The organism is Paludibaculum fermentans (assembly GCF_051172195.1).
Lineage (GTDB): Bacteria > Acidobacteriota > Terriglobia > Bryobacterales > Bryobacteraceae > Paludibaculum > Paludibaculum fermentans_A.
Window position 1 is genome coordinate 6,398,542 of sequence record NZ_JBPJAQ010000001.1, and the last position, 26,259, is coordinate 6,424,800.

Consider the following 26,259-nt stretch of genomic DNA (forward strand, 5'->3'; position numbering starts at 1 on the left):
GGCTTGCGGGCCGGCATTCGTGCCGGCCTTCTGCCCCCGAAACCACAACCTCGATAAACCCAAAACCCCCAAACACACGAAGAGCCCCTCCTCCGTGGGGTATGCCTCCAGGCTTGCGGGCCGGCATTCGTGCCGGCCTTCTGCCCCCAAAACCACAACCTCGGCAAACGCAAAAGCCCCGAACACACGAAGAGCCCCTCACCCGTGGGGTATGCCTCCAGGCTTGCGGGCCGGCATTCGTGCCGGCCTTCTGCCCCCGAAACCACAACCTCGGTAAACCCAAAACCCCCAAACCCACGAAGAGCCCCTCATCCGTGGGGTATGCCTCCAGGCTTGCAGGCCGGCATTCGTGCCGGCCTTCTGCCCCCGAAACCACAACCTCGGTAAACCCAAAACCCCCGAACCCACGAAGAGCCCCTCTTCCGTGGGGTATGCCTCCAGGCTTGCGGGCCGGCATTCGTGCCGGCCTTCTGCCCCCAAAACCACTGCATGCCCCGCGCATGCCCCTCAGCCTGTACCCTGTCCCGCAGCGGAACTACATAACAGCTAGACGGAAGACGGCAAGGTGACATTGCGTCACGCAGTGGCGAAGGTATCTGTTGCCATCTTGCAGCTACAGCAGATGCCGTAGTTCTAGAAACTTGGACCGCACACCGGCCCAGGGCGGAAACGATCCATAGCACAGCAATTTGCATTGAGCGTCGTACCCGGACTTCAGCGTCGGCTCGATCTCCGGTGGCGGGAACAGGGCCTCGCTTTCCGCGAAGCGCATACCTTTGGGTAAGAAATAGCTTCTGTCGAAGTGCTCCCGGCTGATTCGGTCATAGCCGCTTTTGTTTCGCCGTACTCGGCGGACTGCAACATGTCGATGACCTCGGTTTGTGCCGCCAATTGGAAGAGGTCATAGTAGTGACGGGCGTAGGAACCCAGCGGCTCTCCGTTCCGTTTCAGCAATTCCACCTTGCCGTGGATGGCGAACATCTTCTCCACGAAGGTGCGCCGGAAGTGCAGGAGTCGCATCGAAAAAGCATCTTCATCGTCCGCTCCCAGCGACACGCCGCGGGCACGCAGGAATTGACTGAGGTAGGAACTGATCTCGATTACAGTAGTTGGCTCACGCCCGCTTGCGGTTCCAGCTTCGAGAAGCACCCGAGCCGCGACCTCGCCCGTGCCGCCGAAACGCTGGTCGTAGGCGAGCCGGTCATTGCGCCCGAATCCACCAATCGTTTGGCTCTCGCCTTCAACGAATGTGAGCGCAGAATGCGCCGCGACGGCATCACGCAGTGCTTTCAACTCGCGGTCTATGGCGCGTTTGCCAAGCGGCGGCTCGAACGCGAGAGGATCCAGGAAGATACCAATGTCCTAGGAGAACCGAGCGATGAGATTCCGACCCTTGGACAGACTGGTGCCGCCTTTGAAGATGATCGTGTTGCTGATCATGCCTGTGGAGTTCTCGCGTGTTCCGGCGGCCGCCTTTGGAGCGCCGGCAGTCGCAATGGAGCGCAGAGCCTCGGTGACGTAGTAGTCCTTTTCGAGGATGGCCGCTCGTAAGCCCTGCGGACGGAAGTGCTCCGCCGCCTCGAGGATGGCCCGCTCGAAGTCAGGGTGTTCGAAGAGTTTCATGCCTCACGTGCTGACTTGGATTGCCACTTCTTAGCGTGCTGCAATCCCGCGAGGAGTCCAAAATCATACTTGGAGAATGGATTCAGGGAATCGTGAAGACACTGCAAGTCGCTCGGAGTCTTGCCGAGTTGCTCGCCGATAGCACCGAGCATCGCGCGAACGCGCGGCGGCTCGGTGTCGGCGACTGCAAGCAGTCGTTCAAAGCGTCGTTTCTCGCTAAGCAGTGCAAGCGTCTTCTGGACGGTCTTCTCTGGCAACACTTCGCTGGTCTTGCCTCCGCACCTCAGGAATTCGAGCAGGGCGGCATCTTCCGGCGACAACTTGTTCCATGCCGCTGGACGCCTTGCATGAATGACCGTATCCTGCCCAACCAGTTTCCGCGGAAGGCTCCCGGCGCTCGTGGAAACCTCATTCTGCCTGCCGGTCTGCGTACTGAAACCCAGCAGGTTGGCTGCTGCAAGACCCGAGGGGAAAATCGGCTTGTGTTTGGCCGCGAGTTTCTGAATCGCGGCGGGGTTGGGTCGGCGGTGCCCGAAGACCGTTGGTCTGGTCTTGTAGTAGATTCCTTTGCTTAATCGTTCCAGGGCTCCGGCCCGCGTGAGGCGCGATAGCGCTTGCGGTGCTGCGGCAAAGGGCAAGTCTCGGAAGTCCTCCAGTCGCCAGACACGTTCGCCGCCCTTCTCGATCCGTTGCCGGATGGAGGCGGTATAGGACTGCGACGGCGTGGGGGACTCACCCATACCCAGAGGATGGATTTCGATAAAGGGGCTGTCTAGTTTTGTCGCAAGAAAACTGGACAGCGAGGTGAGGGCAAGCTGGTTTGGTCACGACCTGAGAGCTTGGCCAGACGCGCAACGCCAACACTGGGGGCTGGCAAGGAATGGACTTGTCCCCTTTCTTGGCACAGCGCGCAAGCAATGTTCAGCGGTGCACCGACACTGGTCATCTCCACCCGAATCGCTCCGGAAGCGCCCCCTCCCGGCCAATCCCGACCTTTCTGAGGTATCCCCCCACCGGCGCAAATCCAACAGCCCCCACCCCACTTCTCCCCCAATTCCAGCATGAAGCCGTCTTCATCCACAGGCGTTCGAAATATATCTTCTCTTTCCCTGCAATCCTTTACAGCCGCATCCCCCAGAATCGCTTGGTCCCATGGTCTACAACCTCGGCCAAGGAGCAATATCATGGAACTCTTCAAATCGACGACCGACGGCTTCACACCGTCGCGCCGCTTTCTGCAAACCACCGGCGCCGAGAACGCTCTCCTCCTAGGAGACGACTCGGCCAGCCTCATCACCTGCATCGAGGACCGGGCCCTCTACGAAGCCCTCCGCGACGACGTCCACCAACACTGCACCCCGGCCACCCGCCTCGAACAGCACATGGCCGACTCCCTTGCCGAGGAACTCTGGCGCAAAAGCCGCTACGCGTTGGTCGAAACCACCGCCCTCTCCGCCGCCATCGAGCGCGACTGGGAATCCGTAAAGAAGGAGTGTCCCAACGCCGATCCCGCCTACCGCACCTACGTCGCCTTCCGCGACATGAGCCCCCGCGACTCCGCCTGCCTCCGCGCCAGCCAGGACTTCGAGGCCCGCTCCTGGCGCCGCAGCCGCGCCGACCTCTCCACCCTCCGCACCTCCAGGACGAAACCACGCTGACAACCGAAACCGGAGACCACCGCCTTGACGAAACGAACCCGATCCTACGGCCGAGCCGCGCACGTCGCCAGCCGGCACAGCCACTACCATCTGCCCGCCGGCATCGCGACCCGCCTCTACCGCCAGGCCCTGGAGCAAACAGCGGACATCGCCGACCCTCGCTTCCGAGCCCTCTTCGTCCAGCGCCTCCTACTCCGCGGCCACGAACGCCGCCTCTTCCAACTCGAAGCCAAACTCTGGGCCGAAGCCCTCCGCGTCAATCACGCAGTCACCCATGGCCCCGCAGGCCGCCAAAGCGAAGGAAGCCGCGCACCCCGCCCCAGTCCCGGAGTGACAGCGACGGGCCACCAACGCGTCTTCAACGGAGTCCCCATGGCCCTTCGGGCCGCCAAACGAGAGGAAATCGCAACGAACCACGACCGTCAGGGAGTGGTCCCCACCGCGCTGCGAACCGCGCACGGCAGTAAGCGGGCACCCGGGCAATGTCGCGTCTGCAACGGAGCCGTCCACCAAGCCTCGCTCTGGATCCGCGACAACCACGCCGAGGTCATCCAAACCCTGGGCCGCTACCACTCCTGGATCTGCGCCCGAATCACCGTCGTCCAGAAGGCCCTCCGCCCCTACCTCGCCCAGCAGCGCGCCCGCCAGGCCGCCACCATTCCGGCTGTCTTCGCTGCCGCGGCCGGCTCCAGCCGCCCCATCACCCTGGCCGCCCGAAACGAAGCCAGCGGCCCCCTGTCAGTCCAGCACGCAAGCCCCGCCAGCTCCAACAGGAAGCCACCCTGCACCGGCCGCCCACCTCACTTCTCCCCCAATTCCCCCATTAAGCTTTATTCAGTCACCAGGTCCGAAACTCTTTATTTGGTTTCGATTCAACACGGCCCTCCCTAAACCACCCATTTCCTCTTGACCCCACCCGTTACCCTGGAATCGCGCCGGCACCAATGCCGGCATTTTTTGTTTACAAGGAGATCTTCATCATGGCAACCGCAGCTCAGATCAACGCCAACCAGGCGAACGCGAAACGCTCCACCGGCCCCGTCACCATCGACGGCAAGGCCCGTTCATCGCAGAACGCCCGCAGCCACGGCTTCACCGCCCAGAACCTCAACATCACGCCCGAAGACCGCGCCGCATTCACAGCGCTCGAAGCCGCCCTCCGCCTCGATACCAGGCCCGCGAATTGCATCGAGGAAGAGATCTTCCATCGCATCCTCACCCATACCTGGAACCTCCGCCGCATCGAATCGTTCGAGTGCCTCATCCTTGCCGAAACGGACCCATTGGCGGAAACCAACACCCACGCCGGCGAACTCGAGCGCTACGCCCGTTACCGCCGCGACCTCGAACGCGGCCTCTATCGCGCCATCAAGGAGCTCAGCAAACTCCAAACCGAGCGTGCCGCCCTGGGCCAGCAGCATCCCGACGTAGTCCAGGGCATCCGCGAAAACGTCCCCCTGGCGGAAGTCACCCGCCTGACCAAAAACACTGAGGAACTCTTCTTCTATGAAGGCTATGGCCGCCCCCGCCGCGCCCTCGAGCACCTGACCACCGGTATCGATTCCAACCATCCGGACAACCAGGACCCCATCGCCGACCTCCAGCCGATCCGCGTTCCACGCAACGAAGCCAACCTGGCCGCCACAGACGAACTGCCGCCCCTCCTCTACAACGTCTCCAAGCGCTGAACACCACGTCCCGGCGAAGCCGCCGCGCATTCGTGGAGACGCAGCGCATCGACGAAACAAAGCCGCTGAGGAGTTCCGCAGCCGGCCGCAACCCCAGCCGGAGCCGCCTCCGGCACTGCTCTTTGACAATTTCACCTTTATGTCCGTCGCAGGGGAGCCGCCGCTCGCCGAGCCCACCCCGTCGGGAGGGCGGACGCCCTCGTCGGCGGCGGACCCCCTGACCGGCTCTCTTCTCTTCATCGATAAGGACAGATACCGCCAAACCGGTCGCCACCAGTTTTCCGATCCGTCAGCCGCGCCCCAATCCGCCTCCCCAGTCACGGAGCGCCAGCGACGGGCTCCCCACACCGCATTCCCGAAACCAGCCAACGATCTGCAGAACGCTGCCGGTCTAAGCCCGGCGCTCGCAGGCAGGGAACTGCGAAACGCCGCCAATCGGATAGATTACCGGATGCTGGTTGGCGCGAGACCCGTTGGAACGGCCACGCACTGGATCAAATCTGGGCAAGGCCGCCGTCGACAAACAATTCGATTCCTGTGACGTAGCTACTTTCGGCTGAAGCGAGAAAGAGAACGGCGCTTGCGACCTCCTCCGCATAGCCGACCCGGCCCAGGGGAATCCCTGGTAGGGCGCCACCGACAACCTGCGCGAGCTGATCGTCATTCAATCCGAGACTGGTATGGTACCCGGGAGTCGGAACCAATCCTGGACTCAACGCATTCACCCGGATCTTCCGGTCGCGCAGATCGACGGACCAGGTGCGAGCGAACGATCGTACGGCGGCCTTGGTGGCGCTGTAGACGCTGAAGTTGAGATTCCCCTTGGAGCCAACTATGGACGCGTTCAGTACGATCGAACTGCCGTCGCGGAGCAGCGGCAGCGCCTTCTGTACGGTGAACAGCATCCCTTTGACATTCACATTGAACTGCTTGTCAAAGTGTTCTTCCGTAATCTGTGCCAAGGGTGCGAACTCACCGATCCCGGCGTTGGCAAAGAGGACGTCGAGCCGGCCCTCTTGTTTGCGGATGATGTCGTACACAGAATCCAGATCTGCCAGATTCGCGACATCACCGCGGATGCCGGTGACATTCGCTCCGATCTCTGAGACAGCACGATCCAGTTCAGTCTGCCTGCGCCCGGTGATGAAGACTCGTGCGCCTTCGGCTACGAAGCGCTTCGCCGTGGCCAGGCCGATTCCGCTGCTGCCCCCAACGCTTGGACACGCTCGGGATGCAGGAGCGCCAGTCGATAACCAACGGGGGCGCCGTAGTCCATGACATACATGGAAAACGCCGTGAGCCCCCCGCGGAATGATGCGACGGGATAGTGATGATTCCGTTGATAGACGACATTGATATCTCCCGAGTGGGTTGCATGGCAACCTCATTCCCCGACGCAAGTCGAAACCTTGTGGGGAGTTCCGTTAGCCGATGTAACTCTCTCCCACTGCTGGTTGGAATGACAGCCAGCGGTTCATTCACCAGGCTCTCAATCCTTGCATTGCAATATTACAGCCAACAGCGGGATCTAGGACAAGCAACCGCTTATTGAGCGAACGATCTGTGCCATGTGTCGCCGGTCCGGCAGATGTTCGAGTGATGGACAGCGGCCGCCCGCGCGGCGGGCGGGTTCAAGACTTTCATCTGTCTAGTCACCAGGAATGCCGAACAACCGTCCCATGCCGACACGAACTTCACGTCCGTGCCGGCCCACAACATGGGAGGTTCACCCTTAACGCTCGCTTTGTAGGCGCGCTTCGGGTGGGAAGTGCTTGAACATCTCGCCAACGTCCTTTTGCAGTTTCTTCTCGTTCTTCTCAGCCTTGCCCGACAGTGTCGCTGAGGAGGATCCGCGCCATACCAATTTTCTGGTCTGCGCGTCGAACACGTCAACGACCAGGGTTCCCACCTGTGTGTATTCGACCGTTGTAGTCGCCATGCCGTCGCCGAAGCCGCGCCACCTCCAGCCGCCGCCGAAGCCGCTGTAGAACGTGTCGAGAGTTCGTTCCTTATGTGTCGATCCAAAGGCGGCTACGGTCGCATCGCCGCCGGAATCCACCTTCTTCCACCCTTTCGCTGTAAGCTCGTTGTCCACGCTGCGAACAATACGGTCTTCCCAGAGGGAGTCCTTCGCATCGACTTTCATCCATGAATAGGTCTTGTAACGGTCGAAGTGCACCGTGTGGTCGAAATCTGTGCTGACCCGAGCTGCGAACGCGATGCCCACGAACGCAGCCGCGAGTGTGAGAGTACCCGACAATGTTAGTTTCATACTGATGCGATTGAGCACTTTGAGAACCATGTAACTTTTAGGTTGACTCGGACATGCAGTTCACATCGAATCAGGCGCGATGCGCAGCACGACCACGGTGGTATCGTCGAACCGCTCCGCACCGCTGGACCAATCGGCAACGGCATGCATTAGATGGCCGGTCGTTTCCCTGGCGTCCCACCCGGGCTCGATGGCCTTGCAGCGGGCAAGCAGGCGGTCCTCACCAAACTCCTCCCCAGCAACATCCGCGGCGTCGGTAACGCCATCGGTAAAGATCACGAGGCAACTGCCGGGGCGCATCTTCACGGTTGTCGCTACGTATTGGGCAGTCGGGAACATCCCCACCGGAAAGCCCTCCGAGCTCAACCTGTCGATTGCGCCGCTCGCGTGAACGACAATCGGCGCAGGATGGCCAGCTCCAACATAAGTTAGGTCACGGGTTTGCGTATCATAGACAGCCCAAATCAGGGTCGCGTAACGATTGGTCCCGAAGCGGCCCGCCAGTTCGGTATTCAGCACTTCGACGAAATGAGCAGGGCATATGGAAGGGACGTCACTGGCATGACTGGCATGCGCCCTCGTCAGGGCTTGCAGGTTGGCCATCATCAGAGCCGCCGGAATGCTTTTCCCGCTGACATCCGCGCACAACATCCCGATTCGCCCGTGGCCAAGGTCGATGAAGTCATAGAGATCGCCACCGATCACTCGCGCGGGCAGGGTCTGTCCCGAAACGGTGGCGTTGAGGAGCACCGGCTCATGGCGAGGGTACAGGTATTGCTGAACACTCCGGGCTGCCTGGAGCTCGCCGTCGAGACGCAACCGCTCCGCTTGTTCCTTTTGAACCTTTTCCAGCGCGATCGCCATCTCGTTGAAATTCGCGGTCAGTTCCCCGAGTTGGCTTTTGCTCCGCACCGCGGTCCGCCAGGAGAAGTTGCCGGCCGCGATCTCAGCCGCCGCGATACTCAGATCGTCAACAGATGTGGCGATCTCCTTACCGAACCGGACGCACGTCCACATGCCGGCGCCATCCAACAGAAAGGCAGCGGCACAGAGCCCAATCAGGAGCCACACCCAATCCGCCAACTGCCCTCCCAGACGCGCCATGCCTTCAAATGTCCTGGAGTAATTGCCCCGAACGCTGGCGACGATCCAGTCCTCCTGTCCGCCTGTCTTCCAGTTGCGTACCGTCAACACCACCGATGCCGGCTGGACCTTGCCGGGGATGAAGTTACTACGGATGGTTTGGAGGATTCGCTGGTTCAACGGGTGCACACGGAAGCGTTGATGACGAACGGCGGTGATTTCGACACCACTGGCCGTCGCAAGGCGCGCCGCCAACCGGGCTCCCAGTGGCAGGCTGAATGCCACCGTCACCGTACAGGCGCCTTTCCGCGCGGAAAGCAGGTGCCGGATTCCGACTTCTCCCTGTTCTACCACCAGCCCGGAGAACTCCTGGGATTCGAGCCAGTTCGGGTGTTCAGCGGCGAGACGGGCCGGCCCGGAACTATGGAAGCGCACCCCGTTGGGACCATCGATGGTGACGGACGCCCGGGACTGCGGAAACACCTCCGCGGTGTAAGCGAGCAACGACTGAGGCAACACCAAGCGGTCCGTTGTTGCCGTGCAGTTCGCGGCATGGTCGAGAATCGTAGGTGCGACGGAGCGGCTCTCGTTCAAGAGCAGGGCGATCTCTTTCTCCACTACACTGCTTGCTTCGCGCCGGACCAGCACGTTCAGGGCGGCAATCGACAATGCCACAACCAGAAGTGTGGACATCCCGGTAAACACCAGAATGGCAGCCATTCTCCAACGCACGCGTCCCCATATCCGATGCAGAGTTGCGGAGGCTCGGGATAACAACGAAGGCATTTTCACGTGGATAGAACGGCAATCGGGCTGCCACTTTGGTTCGTCCCAGCGACGCGTCGAAAATCCCGCGATATGACTTCTCGTCGACATATCTGCTTTGCCGCCATTTGAGTAGGCACCCGTAACTATAGAGTCCGTCGTCGCCAGCGCCAATCAACATGAAGTGACCGCGGCATACGTTCTGCGGTTCCCGATGCGCTGGATGACGCCATTCGTTGAGGCGGGCGTTGGCGGCCTGGTATTCAGTCCCCGCAACATTCTCACTTCAACCACACGGGAGAAGGCTGCCTTCTTATATGGAGGGGGCGCCGAATACTCCGCGAGCTTGGGGGCGGCAGATGATCTACTCAGTTCGGCCGCGGATACGTTTTGAGTCTTTCGCAGCAGTTGATTCAACGAGCGGGCGAATGGGGGCGAGAGACTGTCCCTCGGTAAGCCTCGTCGATCGAAATGCCATTGGTGCGGAGGATACTCCCTGTCGCTCTCTCTAGCGCGATTCTGGCCTTGGCGTAAGCGCCCTTGGCCGCTACTTCGGTGGAGCGCGCTTGCGCCAGAAAGCTCTGGTACTGGATCACCAGAAAGTTGGTGGACAGGCCTACGTCGAATTTCTGCTGCTCCACATCAACCGACTGCTCTTGTAGAAGTCGAGTCTGCACAGCGGCTTCATAGGACGCTCGAGCCTGCTGGAGTGACACCTGCGCATCGGCGACTTCGAGACGCGCCTGGTCTTCGAGTTGTTCGCGCTGAATCTGCGTCTGCCGTAGCTGCAACTCGTCGCGCGCCGCGTCGGCTTGCGCGACGCGATTGCGCAGAGGTAAGTTCATCTGCACGCCGACCCCATAGGTCGGATTGTTTCGCCGGAATATCTGGCCTAGCGTCGTTCCATAACCACCGGTGGGAACGCTTCCCGCCACGGTGCCGGAGAGCGGGTTCAGGTCGCCCGCGAGACCCCCGTTTCTAACGACGCCAACCACGTCGATTGACGGCCTCAGCGCGTTGCGCGATCCCTTGAGACTGATCTGTGTGTTCTCCACCTGTATGCCGGCCTGGGTCAGATCCGGCCGGGTCTTTAGCGCGTCCGCAATCAGATTCTCAAGCGGCACCGCGGTCTCCTGGTCCGGAACCGTGAGCGAATCGGTCGGCACTATGTGGGCGTCGCGAATCGACGCGCTAGCCAGCCCACGCCGCGTAAGTGCCGTCACTACGATGAGTTCCTGCTGCCGCACCAGCCCTTCGGCTGATATCAATGCCTGCTGGCTGGCCGCCACTTGCGCCCGCGCACGAGTTACTTCGATAGGCGCGAGGGTGCCCTGGTCAACCTTGTTCCTGTTGTCGTCGTAGAGCCGCTGGGCCAGCTTCAGCGACTCACGCTTCACGTTTACGTCCTCGTTCAGGCTGACCAGGTCTGTGTAGAGCCGCGAGATGCCGGCGATGGTATCGATCACCTGTTGCTGGAACACGAGTGCCGCCACTTTCTCGCTGTTCTTTGCGATTCGAATGTAGCGGCGATTCAGATCGATTCCGAACCCGCGCAGCAGGGGCTGCCTCACGGTGATCCCCAGATTGGAGTTGAAGGTTGGGTCGTAGGTATACCGGGTGGCGTTGTTCGTGAAGCGCGTATTGTCGAAGTTGACGTCGATCTGTGTGCCGGTCGAGAATCCCTGTGTGAACTCGATACTTCCGTTTGTATTCTTCGACACCAGCCAGTTTGATCCCCCGGTGAGTACCGTGCTGAACTGCGGGTCTGACTGATGCATCCAGTTGAAGCCACCCGAAACAGATGGATCATATTGCGGAATCGAGGTTCCGCTCGAGAGTGGCGCGCCGCCAGCAACGGAGAGATTGTTTTGCTGCCGGCTGATCAGCGCGAGGTCCGAAAAATTGGTATTGACCAGCGGGGTGGGCGTCGAACCCGCGGTGAGGTTGGTGAGCAGCGGACCGTTGGGGCCGCCGATCCCGGGCGCCGGCTGATTCACCAGCAGGCTCAATCCGCGCAACTGACCGCCGCCGCTGGCACGGAGGACATCCGTCGCTGCAATTCGGGGGAGCAGTCGTTGCAGTTCGATGTCGAGATTGTTTTCCAGCGCGAGCGCCACCGCGTCAGCCAGCGAAAGATAGAGTTGGCCAGCGCGGGTCAACTCGTCGATCCGGCCTGAGTTCTGAAAATTGATCTGCGGGACCGGCCGTGGGCGGTACCAGCGAAGCTGAGCGGCCGCGCCGATCGGTATCAGCGCCATCGATACGACAGTTGTCAGGATGTGACGCATTTCACTGTTTCGCCTTTCCGGACACCGCCGAGACCGGCATGACCAGCATGCCCTCTCTCACCGCGTCGCTCGGGTCGACGGCGACATCCTCATCTCCTTGGAGTCCCCGCAGAATTTCCAGGTTGATTCCGTTATCGCGGCCGGCCTCTACCGTTTGGAAACGGACGCGGCGAACTCCTTCCGGCTTTCCGCCGGGAACAGGTTGCAGCACGGCCACCCGCGTCCCGTCCGCCTGCACGATCAGCGCAGCGCCCGGGACCAGCAGAGGCGGATCGCTCCGGTCCGTGAAGAACCTGACCATCGTGTACATGCCGGGCAGCAGAATTCCAGTTGGATTGGCGACTTGCACCTCTGTCAACAGTGTCCTGGATCCGGCGTCAAGTGAGTTTGAGGTCCGCGTCACCTTGCCTGGAAAGACGCGGTTCTGAAACTCCTGAACCGTCACGTCCGCCGCTTGTCCCACCGTGATTCCGGGCGACTGCGACTGCGGGACCGATATGAGTATTCGTAGCCGGCTGATCTCGGCCACACGGAATACATCTCCGCCCCTCGCAACGTCGGCCGGGGCGGCTGTGGACCCTAGGGGCCCCTGGCTCGATCCCGTCGTCGAGATCAGCGCGCCCACGTCAACGCTCCTCGAAGTAACCACGCCTGCAAAGGGCGAGGTGATTCGTTCGTAGCCTTGCAGGGTAACCAACCTCTGGAGAGTGGCCTTGCTCGCGCGCACGAACTCCTGGGCCGCCTTGACGTTCTTCTCGCCCGCCGTTACATTCGCCTCGGCGGTTTTGGACGCCGTCGATTGCATGTCGCCATCCTGACGGGACACCGCCCCGCTCGCCGTGAGCACCTGGTAACGCTTCCAGGTGAGGTTGGCCAGATCGCGGGTTGCGATGAGTTGCTGCAAGGTCGCCTCCGATTGACCCAGTTGTCCCTCGGCCTGCGCCACCGCCGCCTCCGCCTGGGTTACCTGCTGATCGAGATCCGGCGCGTCAATTTCCGCCAGCAATTGTCCCGCGCGCACTTTGTCACCGATGTCAACGTAACGCCGCTTGAGATATCCGGCTGCGCGCGCAAACACATATGCTTCGGTGATCGGCGTGATGGTGCCTGGCAGCAGCACCTCAGTTCGGGAAGGCGCCCGCCCAACCCTCGCGGAGTTGACGAGAGGCGGGGAGTTCCTGCGAAGTTCCGCCTCAGCATTCAGGCCCGCGGTGGTTCTCCTGCGCGCGAGATACCCGGATGCGAATCCCGTTAACGCCAATACAACCACCAGGCCCGCGACAAATATGCCTTTCATGTCAATCACCGAACCTTTCCCTATGCATCGTGGGTCTCAGCCTCGAGTTGCTGATCGAGATCAACCGGCGCCTTGTGTCGAAGCCAGCTATACATGATGGGGACAAACAATAGCGTCGTTGGGGTCGCAAGCGCCAGTGCGCCGATCACGGCACGGCCGAGCGGCGCATTCTGCTCACCGCCTTCGCCCAGGCCCAGCGCCATCGGCACCATGCCGACAATCATCGCGAGCGCCGTCATCGTCACCGGACGGATTCGTGTGAACCCCGCCGACAAGGCCGCCTGCAGGGAGTCCATTCCTTGCGTGCGCTCCTCATTGGCAAAGGTAACCAGCAAAATGCTGTTCGCCGTTGCAACGCCGATTCCCATGATCGCCCCCATCAGGCTGGGGACACTGAACGTGGTTCCCGTCAGATAGAGCATCCATAACATCCCGGCGAGAGCGCCCGGCAGTGCCGTCAGGATGATGAAAGGATCGACCCAGGATTGAAAATTGACCGCCATCAGCAGGTAGACGAGTATGATGGCGAACACCATTCCTATGCCGAGACGTGTGAATGACCTCTGCATGGTGTCGATCTGTCCCCGGATATCGATCGTGCTTCCTCGAGGGAGAGATGGCCGCATCCTGTCGATCACGCGCTGCACGTCGGCAGCGAAGGCGCCGAGGTCGCGTCGGTCCGGGCTCGCGTAGACATCGAGCACAGGCTGGACATCGTAGTGATTGATGATGGCCGTGGACGTGGTCCGCCGAAGGGCCGCCAGGTTGTCGAGCAATTGTTTGCTTCCGCCGGAGAGAGCTGTAATCGGCGTGCGCTTCATTGCGTCGAATGTGTCGACCTTAATCTGCGGCGTCTGTACTGCGACCTGGTAGTTGACTCCGTTCGCCGGATTGAGCCATTGATTGGGTGCGACCTGACCGCTCGAAGAGAGCGATATGAGTAAGCTATTGGCCACGTCTCGCTGCGTGAGACCCGCTTCTCCGGCTCGCAGGCGATCGACGTTGACCTGCACGGTAGGATAGTCGACCTGCTGCCGCACGAAGACATCGACCGCCCCGGGCAGCAACGCGATCTCTCGACGAAGATCGGCAGCGATCCGGTAGTTCTTTTCGGCATCGTTGCCGGTGATCTGAATGTCGATTGGCGCCGGTAGTCCGAAGTTCAATATCTGACTGGTGATATCGGCCGCCTGGAAGTAGAATGTCGACGCGGGGAACTTCGCCGCGAGCGTATCACGCAGCAGGCGCGTGTACTGCAACGTCGGACGGTGCTTTTCCTTCAGCGAGATCAGGATCTCTCCATCGCCTTCTCCGACCGTCGAACTATCGCTGAACGCGAGATTGATACCCGAATTCGGGAGTCCGATATTGTCGAGTATCGAGTTCAACTCCTGGGGCGGAATCACGCTTCGGATTTCCCGTTCCACGTCGGCGAAGATGCGTTCCGCCTCCTCGATTCGTGTCCCCGTGGGACAGCGAACATGCAGGCGCATCTGCCCGGAATCGACATAGGGGAAGAAGTCTTTGCCGATTAACGGAGCCAGCCCCAGCGAGACGAGAGAGAAGGCCATGAAGGCCCCGCCCGCCAGAACGCGGTGGTCGAGCACCCGGGCGAGAAGGCCGTGATAGGCGTGCCGGAGCTTCTCAAACCAACGGTCAAAGGCTTGATGGATGCGCCAGATCAGGCCTGCCGACTTTGCGGTGGCGCCATCTTGCCCCTCCTGGTACAGCGCCATCTCGACCGGCAGCAGGTAGTGCACCAGCGTCGGCACGATCGTACGTGTCAGCAGGTAAGATGTCAGCATCGCAAACACGACCGCCATGGCCAAAGGCGTGAACAGAAACTTAGCCGCGCCGGACAACATCAGCACCGGCACGAAGACGATGCAGATGCACAGCGTCGATACGAAGGCGGGCAGAGCGATCTGCTGCGCTCCGTCGAGAATCGCGCGAGCCAATGTCTTGCCTTTGATTCCCATATTGCGGTGCACATTCTCGATCTCGACGGTCGCGTCGTCTACCAGTATCCCGACGGCGAGCGCCAACCCTCCCAAGGTCATCACATTGATCGTTTGGCCGAGAAGGCCCAGGACGATAAGGGAGGTCAGGATCGAAAGCGGTATGGACAAACAAACAATCAGAGTGCTGCGCCAGCTTCCCAGAAAGAGCAGAATCATCAGGGCCGTCAAGATTGCGGCGATGCTAGCCTCGCGGATTACGCCGCCCACCGCGGCTCGAACAAACAGCGACTGATCGAATAGCTCAGTGATCTTCAAATCGAGCGGAAGAGTCGCGGCGATCTTGGGCAGGAGAGCCTTCACATCATTGACCACGGACAGGGTGGAGGCGCCGCCATGTTTCAGAATCGTCAGCAGGGTGGAGCGCGCGCCGTTGCTGCGAACGATGTTGGTCTGCACCTGGTAGCCGTCCCGCACTTGAGCAACGTCCCTCATGTAGATAGGAGCCCCGTTCACCGTCTTGATAGGGACGTCGTTGAGCGCACCCACCAACTCGGGGCTGCTATTGAGTTGGATGAGGTATTCCCGTGTGCCCATCTTCGCGGTACCAGTCGGAAGGATGAGATTCTGTAAGCTCAGCGCGTTTGAGACGTCGGTGGCAGAGAGTCCCTTTCCATAGAGAGCGTCGGGATCGAGATCCACCATCACGGTCCGGACTTTCCCACCGTACGGCAGCGGGACAGAGATACCTTCCACAGTCGCCAGACGCGTGCGAATGAAGTTCTGCCCGTAATCGTAGAGCTGTTGTTCTGTAAGCGTGTTGCTGTTGAGGCCCAACTGAAGTATCGGCACGCTCGACGCGTCGTATTGAACGATTAGCGGCGGAAAGATCCCGGGCGGTAGAAGCCGGAGTAGCGTTTGACTCACCGCAACGATCTGGGAGATCGCCAGATCGATGTTGGCGCCAGGCTGCAGATAGACGCGAATCAGACCTACGCCGTTGTAGGCAGTCGACTCGATATGTTGGATTTCATTTACCGTCGTTGTCATGGCACGCTCGGAAACCGTGAGAACGCGCTTTGCCATATCATCCGGGCTCATGCCCTGATACGACCAGATCACTCCGGCGACGGGAATGTTGATGTGCGGGAAGATATCCGTGGGCATCGTCACGATGGAGAGACCGCCAAGAATGGCAATCAGCAATGACATCACGATGAAAGTGTAGGGCCGCCGAAGCGCTAGTTTGACAATCCACATAGTTGCCAGGACTGATGCAATTTAGCGCCCAACCGCAACGTCAGGAAAAGTCTCGATCTGCGCGCTATGGACTGACGCAGGACCGACACGCCGCGTGACGAATCGTCAGGTCACGCATGGTATCGGTCAGCGACGACACTAGTCGCGCGGCCAGGGTGCGCTTCGAACTGAAGAAGGAAAAGCAATTTTGCGACTCGAGGTGCAAGCGGTAGAAGCTGTATTGCGCGAGGCTTCGATCCTGGTAGCGCACATCATGCCGGGGGCGAGTGTGAGTGCAGGTCGTCCGCGTCACGGTGTCACGGCTACCGGGCGGCAGCCCCTTGAATTGATCTCGAGAATTGCCAGCGCCGCAGATTCGTTGCATCGCTGCCCCCACAGTCACTCAGGCACGCCGGTCGCCACTGACAGATGTCGAAATGCCATGGCTCCGAACAGGGTGAATGTCGAGCCAGCGCCGATTCGATGACACAGACTGGACGCATTTCGACACCGACAAAGCTGGAAGAGCAAGCAGTGGAGAGTGTTACTCGATGGCGCGCAGCTTGCATATTAGTCCGGGCATGAGATCGATTTATTGTCGTGCGTGTTTCTGTTTGTTGCTGGCCGGTCTGCCGGTTCGCTCCTACGCCCAGTCCGGTTCGGACGATGCGGGAGGCATCGTGACTGGAAATGTGGAAACAGGTGGGGCCTCGACATTTGGATTTATGGTGGTCTTGTCTTCCGACGCCTCGTTCGACCGGCGGGCGGACCTTGATATGCACGGTGGCTTTCATTTCTTTGGCATCCCAAAAGGCGACTACGAACTTTCTGTCACCACCGTTACAGGCGCTGTCCTGCACCGTGAGTATGTCTTCCTGCGTTCGCCGACGAACCGCCTGTCGATACGTCTCCCCACGTCGAACTCACGACTCAGTCGTGGCGGTGCCGCCACGGTCTCAGCGGCAAGACTATTGCACAAGGTTCCCTCGAACGCGCGCAAAGAATTCGCGAGAGGAATGAAGGCAGCAAGCAGGATGCACTCTGCCGAAGCAATCGAGCATCTTGCCAGATCGATAGAGCTCGATCCAGGCTTCGTTGAGGCATACAACAACCTCGGCACCCAGTATCTGCAAGCGAACGCGTATGAGACGGCCCGGTCCTATTTTCAGAAAGCGATCGAACTCGATACGGGAGCACCGGAAGCTCACGTCAATCTTGCCCTTTCCCTGCTTAAGCTGCGACGGTATCTCGAAGCGGAGACCGCCGCGCGCGTGGCAATTCGCATGGCTGGCAACGACCCGGCTTCGCACTACTATCTGGGCATCGCACTCCTGAATCAGAGCAGGAATCCAATAGAGGCAATTGACGCGCTACAGCGGGCGTGCGACAGCATCCCGCGAGCGCGTCTGGCCATCGCGATCGTCTCCCAGAGGCGCGGCGATATGGAGCGTGCCAAGAAGGAGTTGCAGGCCTATCTCAACCAAAGAACGGTCGAGAACCGTCGAAGCGTCGAGGAGTGGCTGGCCAATCTGCAACAGCCCGCGATCGGCGAGCATGGCGGAATTAGTCCATCGAAGTAAGGTGGTGGCGGCGCATTTGACGGACATCCCGGTCCCCGTGGCTGCGCCTCTTTGCAGGCACCGGGCGCCGGCCATTCGAGCGCATTCGGAGGGTTCAACCACGCCGGCGTTGTCCGCGGTAACGCTGCGCGCGGACAGGGTAGCTTGGGGGATTTCGCGGCGGAGGAGGCGGCGGGATGCGTGGCCCAAGGTCTTTCGAAGTCGCCGGAGCGCTGACAGTGTTTCGCAAAGACTCCACCTGGCGGGGGGTGCGCTAAATGACCGAAGGGCTGGATTTACCGGCGCACGGCTGTTATCGAACGTACCGCAAAAGAGACGTGTGGAATGTGAGACATGCGTTGCCGATGAACCACTCTGTTGAGGGCGCGGTCCGGCACCGTTGGATGTCCAGCCCTGCGAAACCCAATACCCCTTTTGAGTAAGCCCCAGTCAACACGATCTTGCAATTGCGTCAGAAGCCGGTTCCGCCGATGATAGCTGCAGTGATCGACCGGAAAGCAAGGCAGGGGAAGGACGTAGAGCAATTGCGATCCGTAGCTTTGGGAACTTCCCGTCCGGGGTGACGGGGGTTGGTCTTTTCTTGCTACGGGTGATTACCGCGATAACGTCAGGCTGGACTGGGTGCAAGTTGGTTTACGATGCCGCGGCAGATTCGGTATGAGTGTGCGATCTTCCGCACATGATCAGTGCGGTGTTTCCACTGCTTGGCATTATGATGGTCGCGGGATTTGCGGGTGCGTTGTCGGGATCGCTTCGGTGCGCCTTCCTGCTCGTTAAGTTGACATGGTTAGGCCTGCCGACTGGCGGGTTGTTCGCCGCAGCCGGCGGTCTTTCCCTGGTGTTGATACTGGTTGGGCCTGGCTATTACTCGCTCGGCGCGCAGTTATTTCGGTGGCGACGTATTGAAATCAAGCAACGCCGGCCTGGATCCGGACGGCAGTTCACGGTTCAACCGAGTCTAGGGCGCGGTGCCGGTCCGAAGGGGCCTCGGTGAAGGCCCACGATTCGCGCAGGGAATGGAGTTGGGCGACAAGAACAGAAGAGGACTGAAAATGAGTCAGAAGCTACCGCCTATGATTTGCAGAAGCGCTGCCTTTCGCAACGTGCTCCGGCAGGTGGACCTGGTTGCACCCACCGAAGAAACGGTTCTGATTGAAGGAGAAACGGGAACGGGAAAGGAGGTAATCGCGGGCGCAATCCACGAACTGAGCCCACGCTGCAGCCGTCCCCTGCTCAAGTTGAACTGTGCCGCAATCCCCTCGGGACTCCTTGAAAGCGAGCTCTTCGGGCATGAGCGCGGCGCCTTCACAGGCGCCCTATCCCAACGCGTTGGGCGTTTTGAATCCGCGGACCAGGGGACTCTCTTCCTGGACGAGATTGGAGACATCCCCCTCGATCTGCAGCCGAAGCTGTTACGAGTACTTCAGGAACAGGAGTTCGAGCGGCTGGGGAGCAATCGAACCGTGCAGTGCAATGTTCGCATCGTGGCGGCGACCAATCGAAATCTCGCCAAAATGGTTGCTGAAGGCACATTCCGCGCCGATCTTTACTATCGCCTAAGCATATTCCCGATTCAATTGCCGCCGTTGCGCCACCGGCGAGAGGACGTTCCGGCACTGGTTCGGCATTTTGTGGAGGATTATGCCCAGCGCATGAACAAACAGATCGACGTCATTCCGCAGCCAGCAATAGACGCAATGCAGCGCCACGCCTGGCCAGGCAATATCCGGGAATTGCAGAATTTCATCGCACGAGCAGTTATTTTGACAAGTGGACACGCACTTGAAGCGCCGCTATCGGAACTCCTACGGGCGGAGGACAAAATTGCCTCGGAGCCCACAACCCTCGAGGAGGCCGAGCGCTCGCACATTCTTCGTATTCTTGGTGAGACGAATGGACGTCTCGCCCCAGCCGCGAAAATCCTGGGCGTGCCACGAACCACTTTGTTCTACAAGGTTCGCCGCCTCGGCATCGACCTGACGCGTACCGACTTAGGACAGTGGCGTGAAACTTCAGCACTTACCGTGGATGGCCCCATATCCTTTGTCGCATAATAAGCGCTTTCACTCACGGAAGTTACTCTCGACGCGCACGAACTCGCCTCAGTGAATGCGCGACGAATGGGCGCGGCGACAGATTTGCGAGCTGGCATTCAACGCTCGCCAAGGCGTGAATCGCGTTCTCGTGAATCTTGATTTGTGCGTTTGCAGGAAGGTACAATCTGCCATGGGCCGTCTGGCACATGGACCAAGCTCACCGGCTCTACCGGGGTTTCATGCGCGGTAGAAGACGGCGGGCTGTCATCTCCCTCGTATTTCCCAGCGTTCTATTTGCGCAGTCCGGTGACATCTCGGGGGTCGTTCGTTCGCAGGGTGGTCTTGGAATCGCCCGCGCGAAGGTGAGCGCTACCTGCACGCCGGAGACGGCGGAGACCGACGAACTCGGGGCATTTTCGCTGTCCGGCGTGTCGCAGGGTTGTCGCTTGGCGGTGGCGGCCGAAGGTTTCGAGACGGCGATGTACACCGTAAACGGCCTGTCTCAGCGCATTGAGGTGGTTATCGCGATAGATCGTCTGCGCCAAACGGTCACAGTCCTGGCATCGAGTCCGTTGGTGAACTCCAATCCAGAGCTCTCGACGACGATTGACACAAGGACGCTCTCGCAGGTTCCCTCTTCCACCCGCGATATCAACCGATTTGCGATGCTCGATCCACGAGTCCGCAATACGAGCTCATTGGGCACCGATGGCGTGTATGGAACGCGTTTAGCGGCAAACAGTCAACTGTTCCGATTCACGCAATACCAAATGGACGGGCTGTCAAACTATGAACCCGCGTTGGGGAACGGACCCCAACAGGTTCTTTCCATCGCCTCCGTTGCTGAATACAAGGTCCTTGTCCATCAATATGGCGCCGAGTATGGTCGATCGAGCGCTGGCATCATATCGGCGATCACCCGTACCGGGGGCGAGGACTGGCACGGCGAAGTGTTTTCCTTCCTGCGCCCCAGCGGTATCCAGGCTGCGCCTCCCCTGTCGCTCTTCCGCGTTCCGAACGAGCGGTTCATGTGGGGCGGGGCGGCCGGCGGACCCATCTCCCGCTCCTGGCACGCATTTGCCAGCCTCGAAGGGAACCAACAGACACGGGGGGCATTCATTCAATCACCGGTACCGTCCTTCTACCCGGGACACCAGACGCAGTACTTTGGGCTTGTTAACCTGGACTGGCGTCAAGACGAGAGACTGTCGTTTTATCTGCGGCTCAATGGCCACTCTACGGTTGGGGACAACCCAAACGACGCGGTTGGGGGATTCGTCCAAGCGAGTGCTGCACGGCGGGACTCTGGCCAGAACGTTGGCTTTCAGGTGACGCACCGCCGGCTTGTCAGCCGATCCGTGCTGAACGAACTGCGAATGGGGGCAGCCAAGAGCGTTCCGCAGTCTTACTACGCCTTGCACCCTCAAACACAGGTTGTCCGGCAATCGTACTCCACGGAAGGGCTGTCGGACTATTTTGATCAGCGAGTGATCACATGGCAGGTTTCGGAGAGAGTTTTGTGGCAGCGGGGTTCTCACAGTCTGCAAGTGGGCGGCGATTTCATTCGGAATAAGATGCGCGATGTTTCCACATCTCTGTACGGCAGCTACGTTATGAGTGCCGGGCCGCCGCACATCGGAGAGATACCTCTCCGGTATACCCAGACGTTCGGCGCCGCCCCGGTTCGTTATGGCGACACCCTTGCTTCCTGGTTTGTCCAGGACGACTTGAAGTTGGTTCCGAGGCTTACCTTGAACCTTGGTGTGCGGCATGAATACCAATCGACCACGCACGACAGCAATAATGTCGCACCCAGGTTGGGTTTTGCCTGGGACGTATTCGGAGGTGGCCGCACGGTCTTTCGCGGTGGTGCGGGGGTCTACTACGACCAGGTTTTCCTGCAGGTTGTGCGGGGCGCCCTGCAACAGGGACCAGACTCACTTCAGGCCACTTATACATTGCCGTACGGTGTCACCGGCTTTCCAGTGTTCCCTAATTCGCTAACGGCTCCGCCGACCGGCGCGGGAGACCGTCGCGATCTCGCCCTCTATTCACCGCACCGTCTGAATCCTTACAGCGGCCAGTTCACATTCGGCGTGCAACGAGTGCTTGGCGAGGAGTGGACACTATCCGCCAACGTATCTCACATGTTGTCGCGGAAGCAGCTACGCACCTTGGATCTGAACGCGCCCAGCCTGTTTGTCCGTACCGGCCCTGGTCAACTGCAATCAGCCATGGATGCGGACGCTACCCGTCCCTACGAAGCCTATGGTCGCGTATCGGTCCGGGCGGTCAGCCTCGCTGAGAACACGGGCAGCAGCCGCTACAGCGCGTTCGACGTACAGATCGCTAAGCGGTTCACTCGCAGGTTCCAGCTGATGGCTCATTACCTATATAGCTCTTCGATTACTTACGTCTTTTTCACTGGTGGGCCGAACACCGGTGTCCCGTCGGATTGGGGCAATCGCGGCATCGACGAACGCGGTCCCAGCGACTTCCATCAACGCCATCGGATGACCGCGCAAGGCATAGTCGACCTGCCAATGAGTCTGCAGTTTACCTTCTACTCGATCGCCGCCTCGGGGCTGCCGGTGAATCCACTTACTGGAGTCGACAACAATGGAGATTCCAATTTGCTGGACCGGCCGGTGGGCTTTGGACGCAACAGTTTTCGCGCGCCATCACAGAGTACGATGGACCTGTCCCTCACTAAGAAATTGAACATCACTCAGCAAGTGCGGGCTGAATTGCGGCTGGAAGGCACAAATCTGATCAACCGATCGAACATCCTGCGTGTCAATGCGATTTACGGGGATAGACTGATTGCTTCGCCTACGTTCCTGCAGCCCATCGCCGGGCTCGCGAATACTGATCCTGGCAGACAATGGCAGGTTGGGTTGAGAATTACCTACTGAGGCGGAGTTGGCTTCCGGCAGTGCTTCCTGAGCCGCGACATGGCTCGAACGATGGGAGACGGGTTGTCGCCATTGACATCGAAGGCGATGTTCCCCGGAATGGTCAAGATGACTTCCGTACCCTCCCCGACGCGGCTATAAACGTCCAATTTCGCACCAATTCGGTCGGCGCGTTCCCGCATTCCTTCCAAGCCGAAATGGCCATCTCGTCCAAGATGCAGGACTCCTTCAGGCATGCCCTTGCCGTTATCCCGCACGGAGATTCGCAAGCAGCTCACGTAGCCGACTTCGACGCGTATCGAGGTCGCGCCCGAATGCCGATAGGCGTTGATAATGGCCTCAGAGCCGACTCTCAAGGCCTCGTAGTGAATTGCGGGTTGAATACCGCGCGTTTCGCCCGTAGTCGCAAGGCTAAATGCCACGTCGTAGTGGTTCGCATCGCCAGCCACCGCCGACAGTTGCCCTGCGAGGTCGGTGTCGAGGCTGGCTGAAGCCCGCAATCCTTTGAGCGCCGCGCGCGACTCGGCGAGCGCAAAGTCCAAGCGGTCTACTGCGCGGAGCAAGGCTCCCTTGACGACAGGCAGGGAGTCCGGAACCTTTTCCGCGGCATTTTCAACCAACATCGTCGATCCCGAAATCGCTTGGACGACGGTATCATGCAGTTCCTGGGCGATTCGAGTGCGCTCCTCCATGCGTTCGTGAAAACCTGCCTGAATGCGATCTACGGCTTGCTGCACGCGGAAGCGGTAGACAAGAAAGGCGAATGATAATGCCGCCGCTGACGCGAGTATCATGAACCAGGAAGTTTGATAGAAGATGGGGAGTTGCTCCAGCTTAAGGGCTGGCGCTTCCCGCCATTGATCCTCGCCGGCGCTCGCGGCCACTCTAAAGGTGTAGGCACCGGGCTTCAAATTACTGTAAAACGCCTGACGCCGAGAGTCCGCGCGAACCCAGTCGTGGTCGATCCCCTCCAGCCAATAACGGAACCTGACGGTCTCGGGGCTGGAAAGAGTGAGCGCTGTGTAGCCGAGCTCGACCGAACGTGAGCCAGGCGGGATTCGCAGACGATCTCGCGAAGATTGCGGGACGCCATCTACCTTGACGTCCTCAATGAGGACCTGGAATTCCTCGCTATGAGATTGGCCCGGATGCGGCGGCGTCACCCCCGATACTCCGTCGGCAGTGGCAAACCAAAGACGTCCATCCGTGGATCGAACTGCAATGGGAAAGGCGCGACCGTTTCCGTAGGTTGCGCGGAGTCCATCCGAACTGCGGTACACCGTCGGAGTAAGCCTGTGGCGTGTGCCGGACGCCCAGTCGATCAACGCCTTCTTTTCGATGACCGCTACGGTGCCGTGGCTCGCGAACCACAACCGATCGTAAGAGTCATCGACAATGGCAAAGATCTGGTCAGACGGAAGTCCATGCTTGGAGTTGGCGGTGCGGAGCCCATTGTGAAAGAAGCTAAGGCCGCTGGATGAACCAATCCAGACGTCGCCCTTGGCGTCGGCGAAGACCGTGTACACATTGGGCGATCGAAGGCCCTCATTGCGGTTGAACTTCTGCACCTGCTGGCCGGCGATCCGATAGAGCCCGCCCCCGTAAATGCTGCCAGCCCAAATGGCTCCTGTGCGATCCTCCGCCAGCGTCTGAACGTGCTTGTCCTCCAGCCGGGTCTTGAGGAAAGCTGGAGATCCGGAGGAGGGTGGTCTCCATTGGAGCAGGCCCCGGTTCGAAGTGCCGATCCAGATTGTTGCATCGGTCGCCCGGAACAAACAGCGCACGTTCAGTCCTGCTAGATCCTGAACCAATTCGGTGTGATGCGGACTCCAATGTACACTCCCCTGTTCAAAGCCGATCAGGAAACCGCCACGAAGGTCCGGCAAAATCGTAAGAGGTCTATGGCCGGCAGGGAGAGCGAGCGGAAAGGCCATCTTCTCGCTCCCCGACATCTGCGTGATCTTTCCGCCCGATGCAGTCCAAACGCCTCCATGTTCGTCACCGACAAGGGGCCCCACATTGGGGGCGGCTTCACTCTCGTCGGTAAATGTTCGAAACGCCGCATCGCGCAATCGATCCAAACCAGCGCGCGTGCCGACCCAGAGGTTTCCTTCCCGGTCCTCAAAAATGTCGGAAACGAAATCCCCGCTGAGCCCGGTGTTTCGGTCCATCTTCGTCACCTTTCCCGACTCTGCCCGGAACAGGCCGGATGAAGACGCGATCCAGAGGTTCCCGTTCCGGTCGACGGTGCAACCGATCGCGTAGGGTACCGCCGAGTTGATGACGGGATCGGGCACGAACCGAGTGCCGTTCCACGAACTTAGGCCCTTCCAACCCGCCGTCCAGAGTTTGCCGCTGCGATCCTGGCACAGTCCGCTCACTCGTGTGTCGGGCAGGCCATCCTTCGCCGAAAAAGCAGTGATTGATCCATCTCGAAGGCGATACACTCCATTTCCATATGTCGCGATCCACAGCGAGTGATCTGCCTGCTCCAGGAATGCAGTAACTGGACCGGCGGGAATTCCCAGGGATACACTCTCAAAGCGGCCCTGGTTCAGACGGGCGAACTGTCCGTCTCGTGTTCCCAGCCAGAGTGTGCCCTGCGTGTCCCGATACAACGAGCCGATGTCGTCAGAGGGCAGGCCATCGTGCGAGGTGTAAGAGCGGAACTTTCCATCTTTGTGATGGATGAGCCCTCCGCCGAGAGTTGCAATCCATAGCGAGCCATCCGAATCAACTACCAGATCCTGCATTGTGCTGCTCTCGATGCCTTCCACTGAGCCCGCCAGGTAAGTGGTAAATCGTACACCGTCGAACCGCACAAGGCCGCCCCGGGTAGCGAGCCAAAGGTATCCATCCGGCGTTTGCCTCAACCGGCGCACCGCCTGGAGACCGGAGTCGCTCCTCCATGCGGTATGAACGTATTGCGAAAGTTTACGCTCTGGATTCAGTGCGGAGGCGGGCCTCGCCAGGACGATCGCCAAGGCCACCAGCAACGCCCTTGGCCAACGACGAGACAGACAGGCGGGATTAGGCTCGATTGAAACTACGGATGTCCGCAATCTCAAGTTTGCCCCTCCTGTTGAAGTTCAACGCAAGCGGTCTGATCACAGCACCGACCGAATGATACGCTAGAGTCAGACGTGTCTGGGAACCGACAAATCTCGGTTTTGTGCATCGATGATCATCCGATCGTACGAGAGGGGATTGTCTCCATCATCGAGGGTGATCCCGAACTGAAGCTTATCGCGGAAGCGGAGAATGCTCAACAGGCAATCGACGCTTTCCATAGATGCAAACCCGACGTGACGGTGATCGACTTAAGGCTACCGGACCGCGACGGAGTCGAAGTCATCACCGAGATCCGGGAATCCTACCCGCACGCGCGATTTGTTGTCCTCACTTCCGCTGAAGGCGATATTGACATGAGGCGCGCCCTCGAAGCAGGAGCCCAGGCATACCTGATTAAAGGGGTAGTCCGCAAAGAACTGCGCCAGGTAATCAAGGCCGTTCACGCTGGCCAACGGCACATCCCGGCAAATGTAGCCGAGGAAATCGTTGCTTATATGGACGCACCGACACTGACGGTACGAGAGCTGGAGGTACTTCAACTCGTTGCCGAAGGCCTGCGCAACAAAGAGATCGGCGGGCGTCTATCAATTAGCGAAGATACAGTGAAAATGCACATGCGGAACGTGATGCAAAAATTGGCAGTCAACGACCGAACCCACGCGGTCATGGTCGCAGTGCGTCGCGGCTTCATTCGCACCTAACCTCGCTGGCGCCGGTGAACACCCCACACTTTCAGGTAGGCCCAAATCAACACGATCTGGCAATAGCCTCGGATTCGAAATCTG

At 59.8% G+C, this 26,259-nt stretch carries 17 protein-coding genes and 1 pseudogene; 7 read left to right on the top strand and 11 right to left on the bottom strand.

Features of this window, described 5'->3' with window-relative positions; translation table 11 throughout:
• Nucleotides 1–714: 714 nt before the first annotated feature.
• The 3 genes from ACR9Y2_RS25720 to ACR9Y2_RS25730 form a co-directional block, all read right to left on the bottom strand.
• Entirely contained in the window at nt 715–1,293 is a 579-nt protein-coding gene (locus ACR9Y2_RS25720) for a nucleotidyl transferase AbiEii/AbiGii toxin family protein (protein ID WP_435044580.1), read from the bottom strand.
• Between the two features lie 69 nt (nt 1,294–1,362).
• The gene (locus ACR9Y2_RS25725) at nt 1,363–1,623 is read right to left on the bottom strand and encodes a hypothetical protein (protein WP_435044581.1); all 261 of its coding nucleotides are present in this window, start codon (nt 1,621–1,623) and stop codon (nt 1,363–1,365) included.
• Entirely contained in the window at nt 1,620–2,363 is a 744-nt protein-coding gene (locus tag ACR9Y2_RS25730; protein WP_435044582.1) for a DUF6088 family protein, read from the bottom strand. Before ACR9Y2_RS25730 ends, ACR9Y2_RS25725 begins: the two co-directional genes overlap by 4 nt.
• A 444-nt stretch (nt 2,364–2,807) precedes the next feature.
• On the opposite strand from ACR9Y2_RS25730, the gene ACR9Y2_RS25735 reads away from it, so the two are divergent.
• The 3 genes from ACR9Y2_RS25735 (at nt 2,808) to ACR9Y2_RS25745 (ending at nt 4,969) form a co-directional block, all read left to right on the top strand.
• Entirely contained in the window at nt 2,808–3,281 is a 474-nt protein-coding gene (locus ACR9Y2_RS25735; protein WP_435044583.1) for a hypothetical protein, read from the top strand.
• A gap of 24 nt (nt 3,282–3,305) precedes the next feature.
• Complete coding sequence (locus ACR9Y2_RS25740; protein ID WP_435044584.1) at nt 3,306–4,172, top strand: hypothetical protein; 867 nt, start codon at nt 3,306–3,308, stop codon at nt 4,170–4,172.
• Between the two features lie 89 nt (nt 4,173–4,261).
• Nucleotides 4,262–4,969 (top strand): hypothetical protein, encoded by a 708-nt coding sequence (locus ACR9Y2_RS25745; protein ID WP_435044585.1) that lies wholly within the window; start codon nt 4,262–4,264, stop codon nt 4,967–4,969.
• Between the two features lie 494 nt (nt 4,970–5,463).
• On the opposite strand, the gene ACR9Y2_RS25750 is transcribed toward ACR9Y2_RS25745, so the two are convergent.
• The 7 genes and pseudogenes from ACR9Y2_RS25750 to ACR9Y2_RS25780 form a co-directional block, all read right to left on the bottom strand.
• Complete coding sequence (locus tag ACR9Y2_RS25750; protein WP_435044906.1) at nt 5,464–6,165, bottom strand: SDR family oxidoreductase; 702 nt, start codon at nt 6,163–6,165, stop codon at nt 5,464–5,466.
• A gap of 14 nt (nt 6,166–6,179) precedes the next feature.
• A pseudogene (locus ACR9Y2_RS25755) lies at nt 6,180–6,272 on the bottom strand (alpha/beta hydrolase); the annotation flags it as partial.
• A 429-nt stretch (nt 6,273–6,701) separates the two neighbouring features.
• The gene (locus tag ACR9Y2_RS25760; RefSeq protein WP_435044586.1) at nt 6,702–7,241 is read right to left on the bottom strand and encodes a DUF4136 domain-containing protein; all 540 of its coding nucleotides are present in this window, start codon (nt 7,239–7,241) and stop codon (nt 6,702–6,704) included.
• A gap of 60 nt (nt 7,242–7,301) precedes the next feature.
• Complete coding sequence (locus tag ACR9Y2_RS25765) at nt 7,302–9,263, bottom strand: PP2C family protein-serine/threonine phosphatase (protein ID WP_435044587.1); 1,962 nt, start codon at nt 9,261–9,263, stop codon at nt 7,302–7,304.
• Nucleotides 9,264–9,502: 239 nt separating this feature from the next.
• Complete coding sequence (locus ACR9Y2_RS25770; protein WP_435044589.1) at nt 9,503–11,377, bottom strand: TolC family protein; 1,875 nt, start codon at nt 11,375–11,377, stop codon at nt 9,503–9,505.
• A 1-nt stretch (nt 11,378) separates the two neighbouring features.
• Nucleotides 11,379–12,674: an efflux RND transporter periplasmic adaptor subunit gene (locus tag ACR9Y2_RS25775; RefSeq protein ID WP_435044590.1), complete on the bottom strand. Its 1,296-nt coding sequence runs from the start codon at nt 12,672–12,674 to the stop codon at nt 11,379–11,381.
• 20 nt (nt 12,675–12,694) lie between these two features.
• Nucleotides 12,695–15,892, bottom strand: a complete 3,198-nt coding sequence (locus ACR9Y2_RS25780) for an efflux RND transporter permease subunit (RefSeq protein WP_435044591.1) — start codon at nt 15,890–15,892, stop codon at nt 12,695–12,697.
• Nucleotides 15,893–16,422: 530 nt separating this feature from the next.
• Here ACR9Y2_RS25780 and ACR9Y2_RS25785 point away from each other — a divergent pair.
• The 3 genes from ACR9Y2_RS25785 (at nt 16,423) to ACR9Y2_RS25795 (ending at nt 22,402) form a co-directional block, all read left to right on the top strand.
• Entirely contained in the window at nt 16,423–17,451 is a 1,029-nt protein-coding gene (locus ACR9Y2_RS25785; protein WP_435044592.1) for a tetratricopeptide repeat protein, read from the top strand.
• Nucleotides 17,452–18,503: 1,052 nt separating this feature from the next.
• A complete protein-coding gene (locus tag ACR9Y2_RS25790) occupies nt 18,504–19,505 on the top strand; it encodes a sigma-54 interaction domain-containing protein (protein WP_435044593.1) in 1,002 nt (333 codons plus the stop codon).
• Nucleotides 19,506–19,693: 188 nt separating this feature from the next.
• A complete protein-coding gene (locus ACR9Y2_RS25795; protein WP_435044595.1) occupies nt 19,694–22,402 on the top strand; it encodes a TonB-dependent receptor in 2,709 nt (902 codons plus the stop codon).
• Here the strand turns inward: ACR9Y2_RS25795 and ACR9Y2_RS25800 are convergent.
• Entirely contained in the window at nt 22,396–25,155 is a 2,760-nt protein-coding gene (locus ACR9Y2_RS25800; protein WP_435044596.1) for a sensor histidine kinase, read from the bottom strand. The two genes, ACR9Y2_RS25795 and ACR9Y2_RS25800, sit on opposite strands and share 7 nt — an antisense overlap.
• Nucleotides 25,156–25,572: 417 nt before the next feature.
• On the opposite strand from ACR9Y2_RS25800, the gene ACR9Y2_RS25805 reads away from it, so the two are divergent.
• The gene (locus ACR9Y2_RS25805) at nt 25,573–26,175 is read left to right on the top strand and encodes a response regulator (protein ID WP_435044597.1); all 603 of its coding nucleotides are present in this window, start codon (nt 25,573–25,575) and stop codon (nt 26,173–26,175) included.
• Nucleotides 26,176–26,259: the final 84 nt, after the last annotated feature.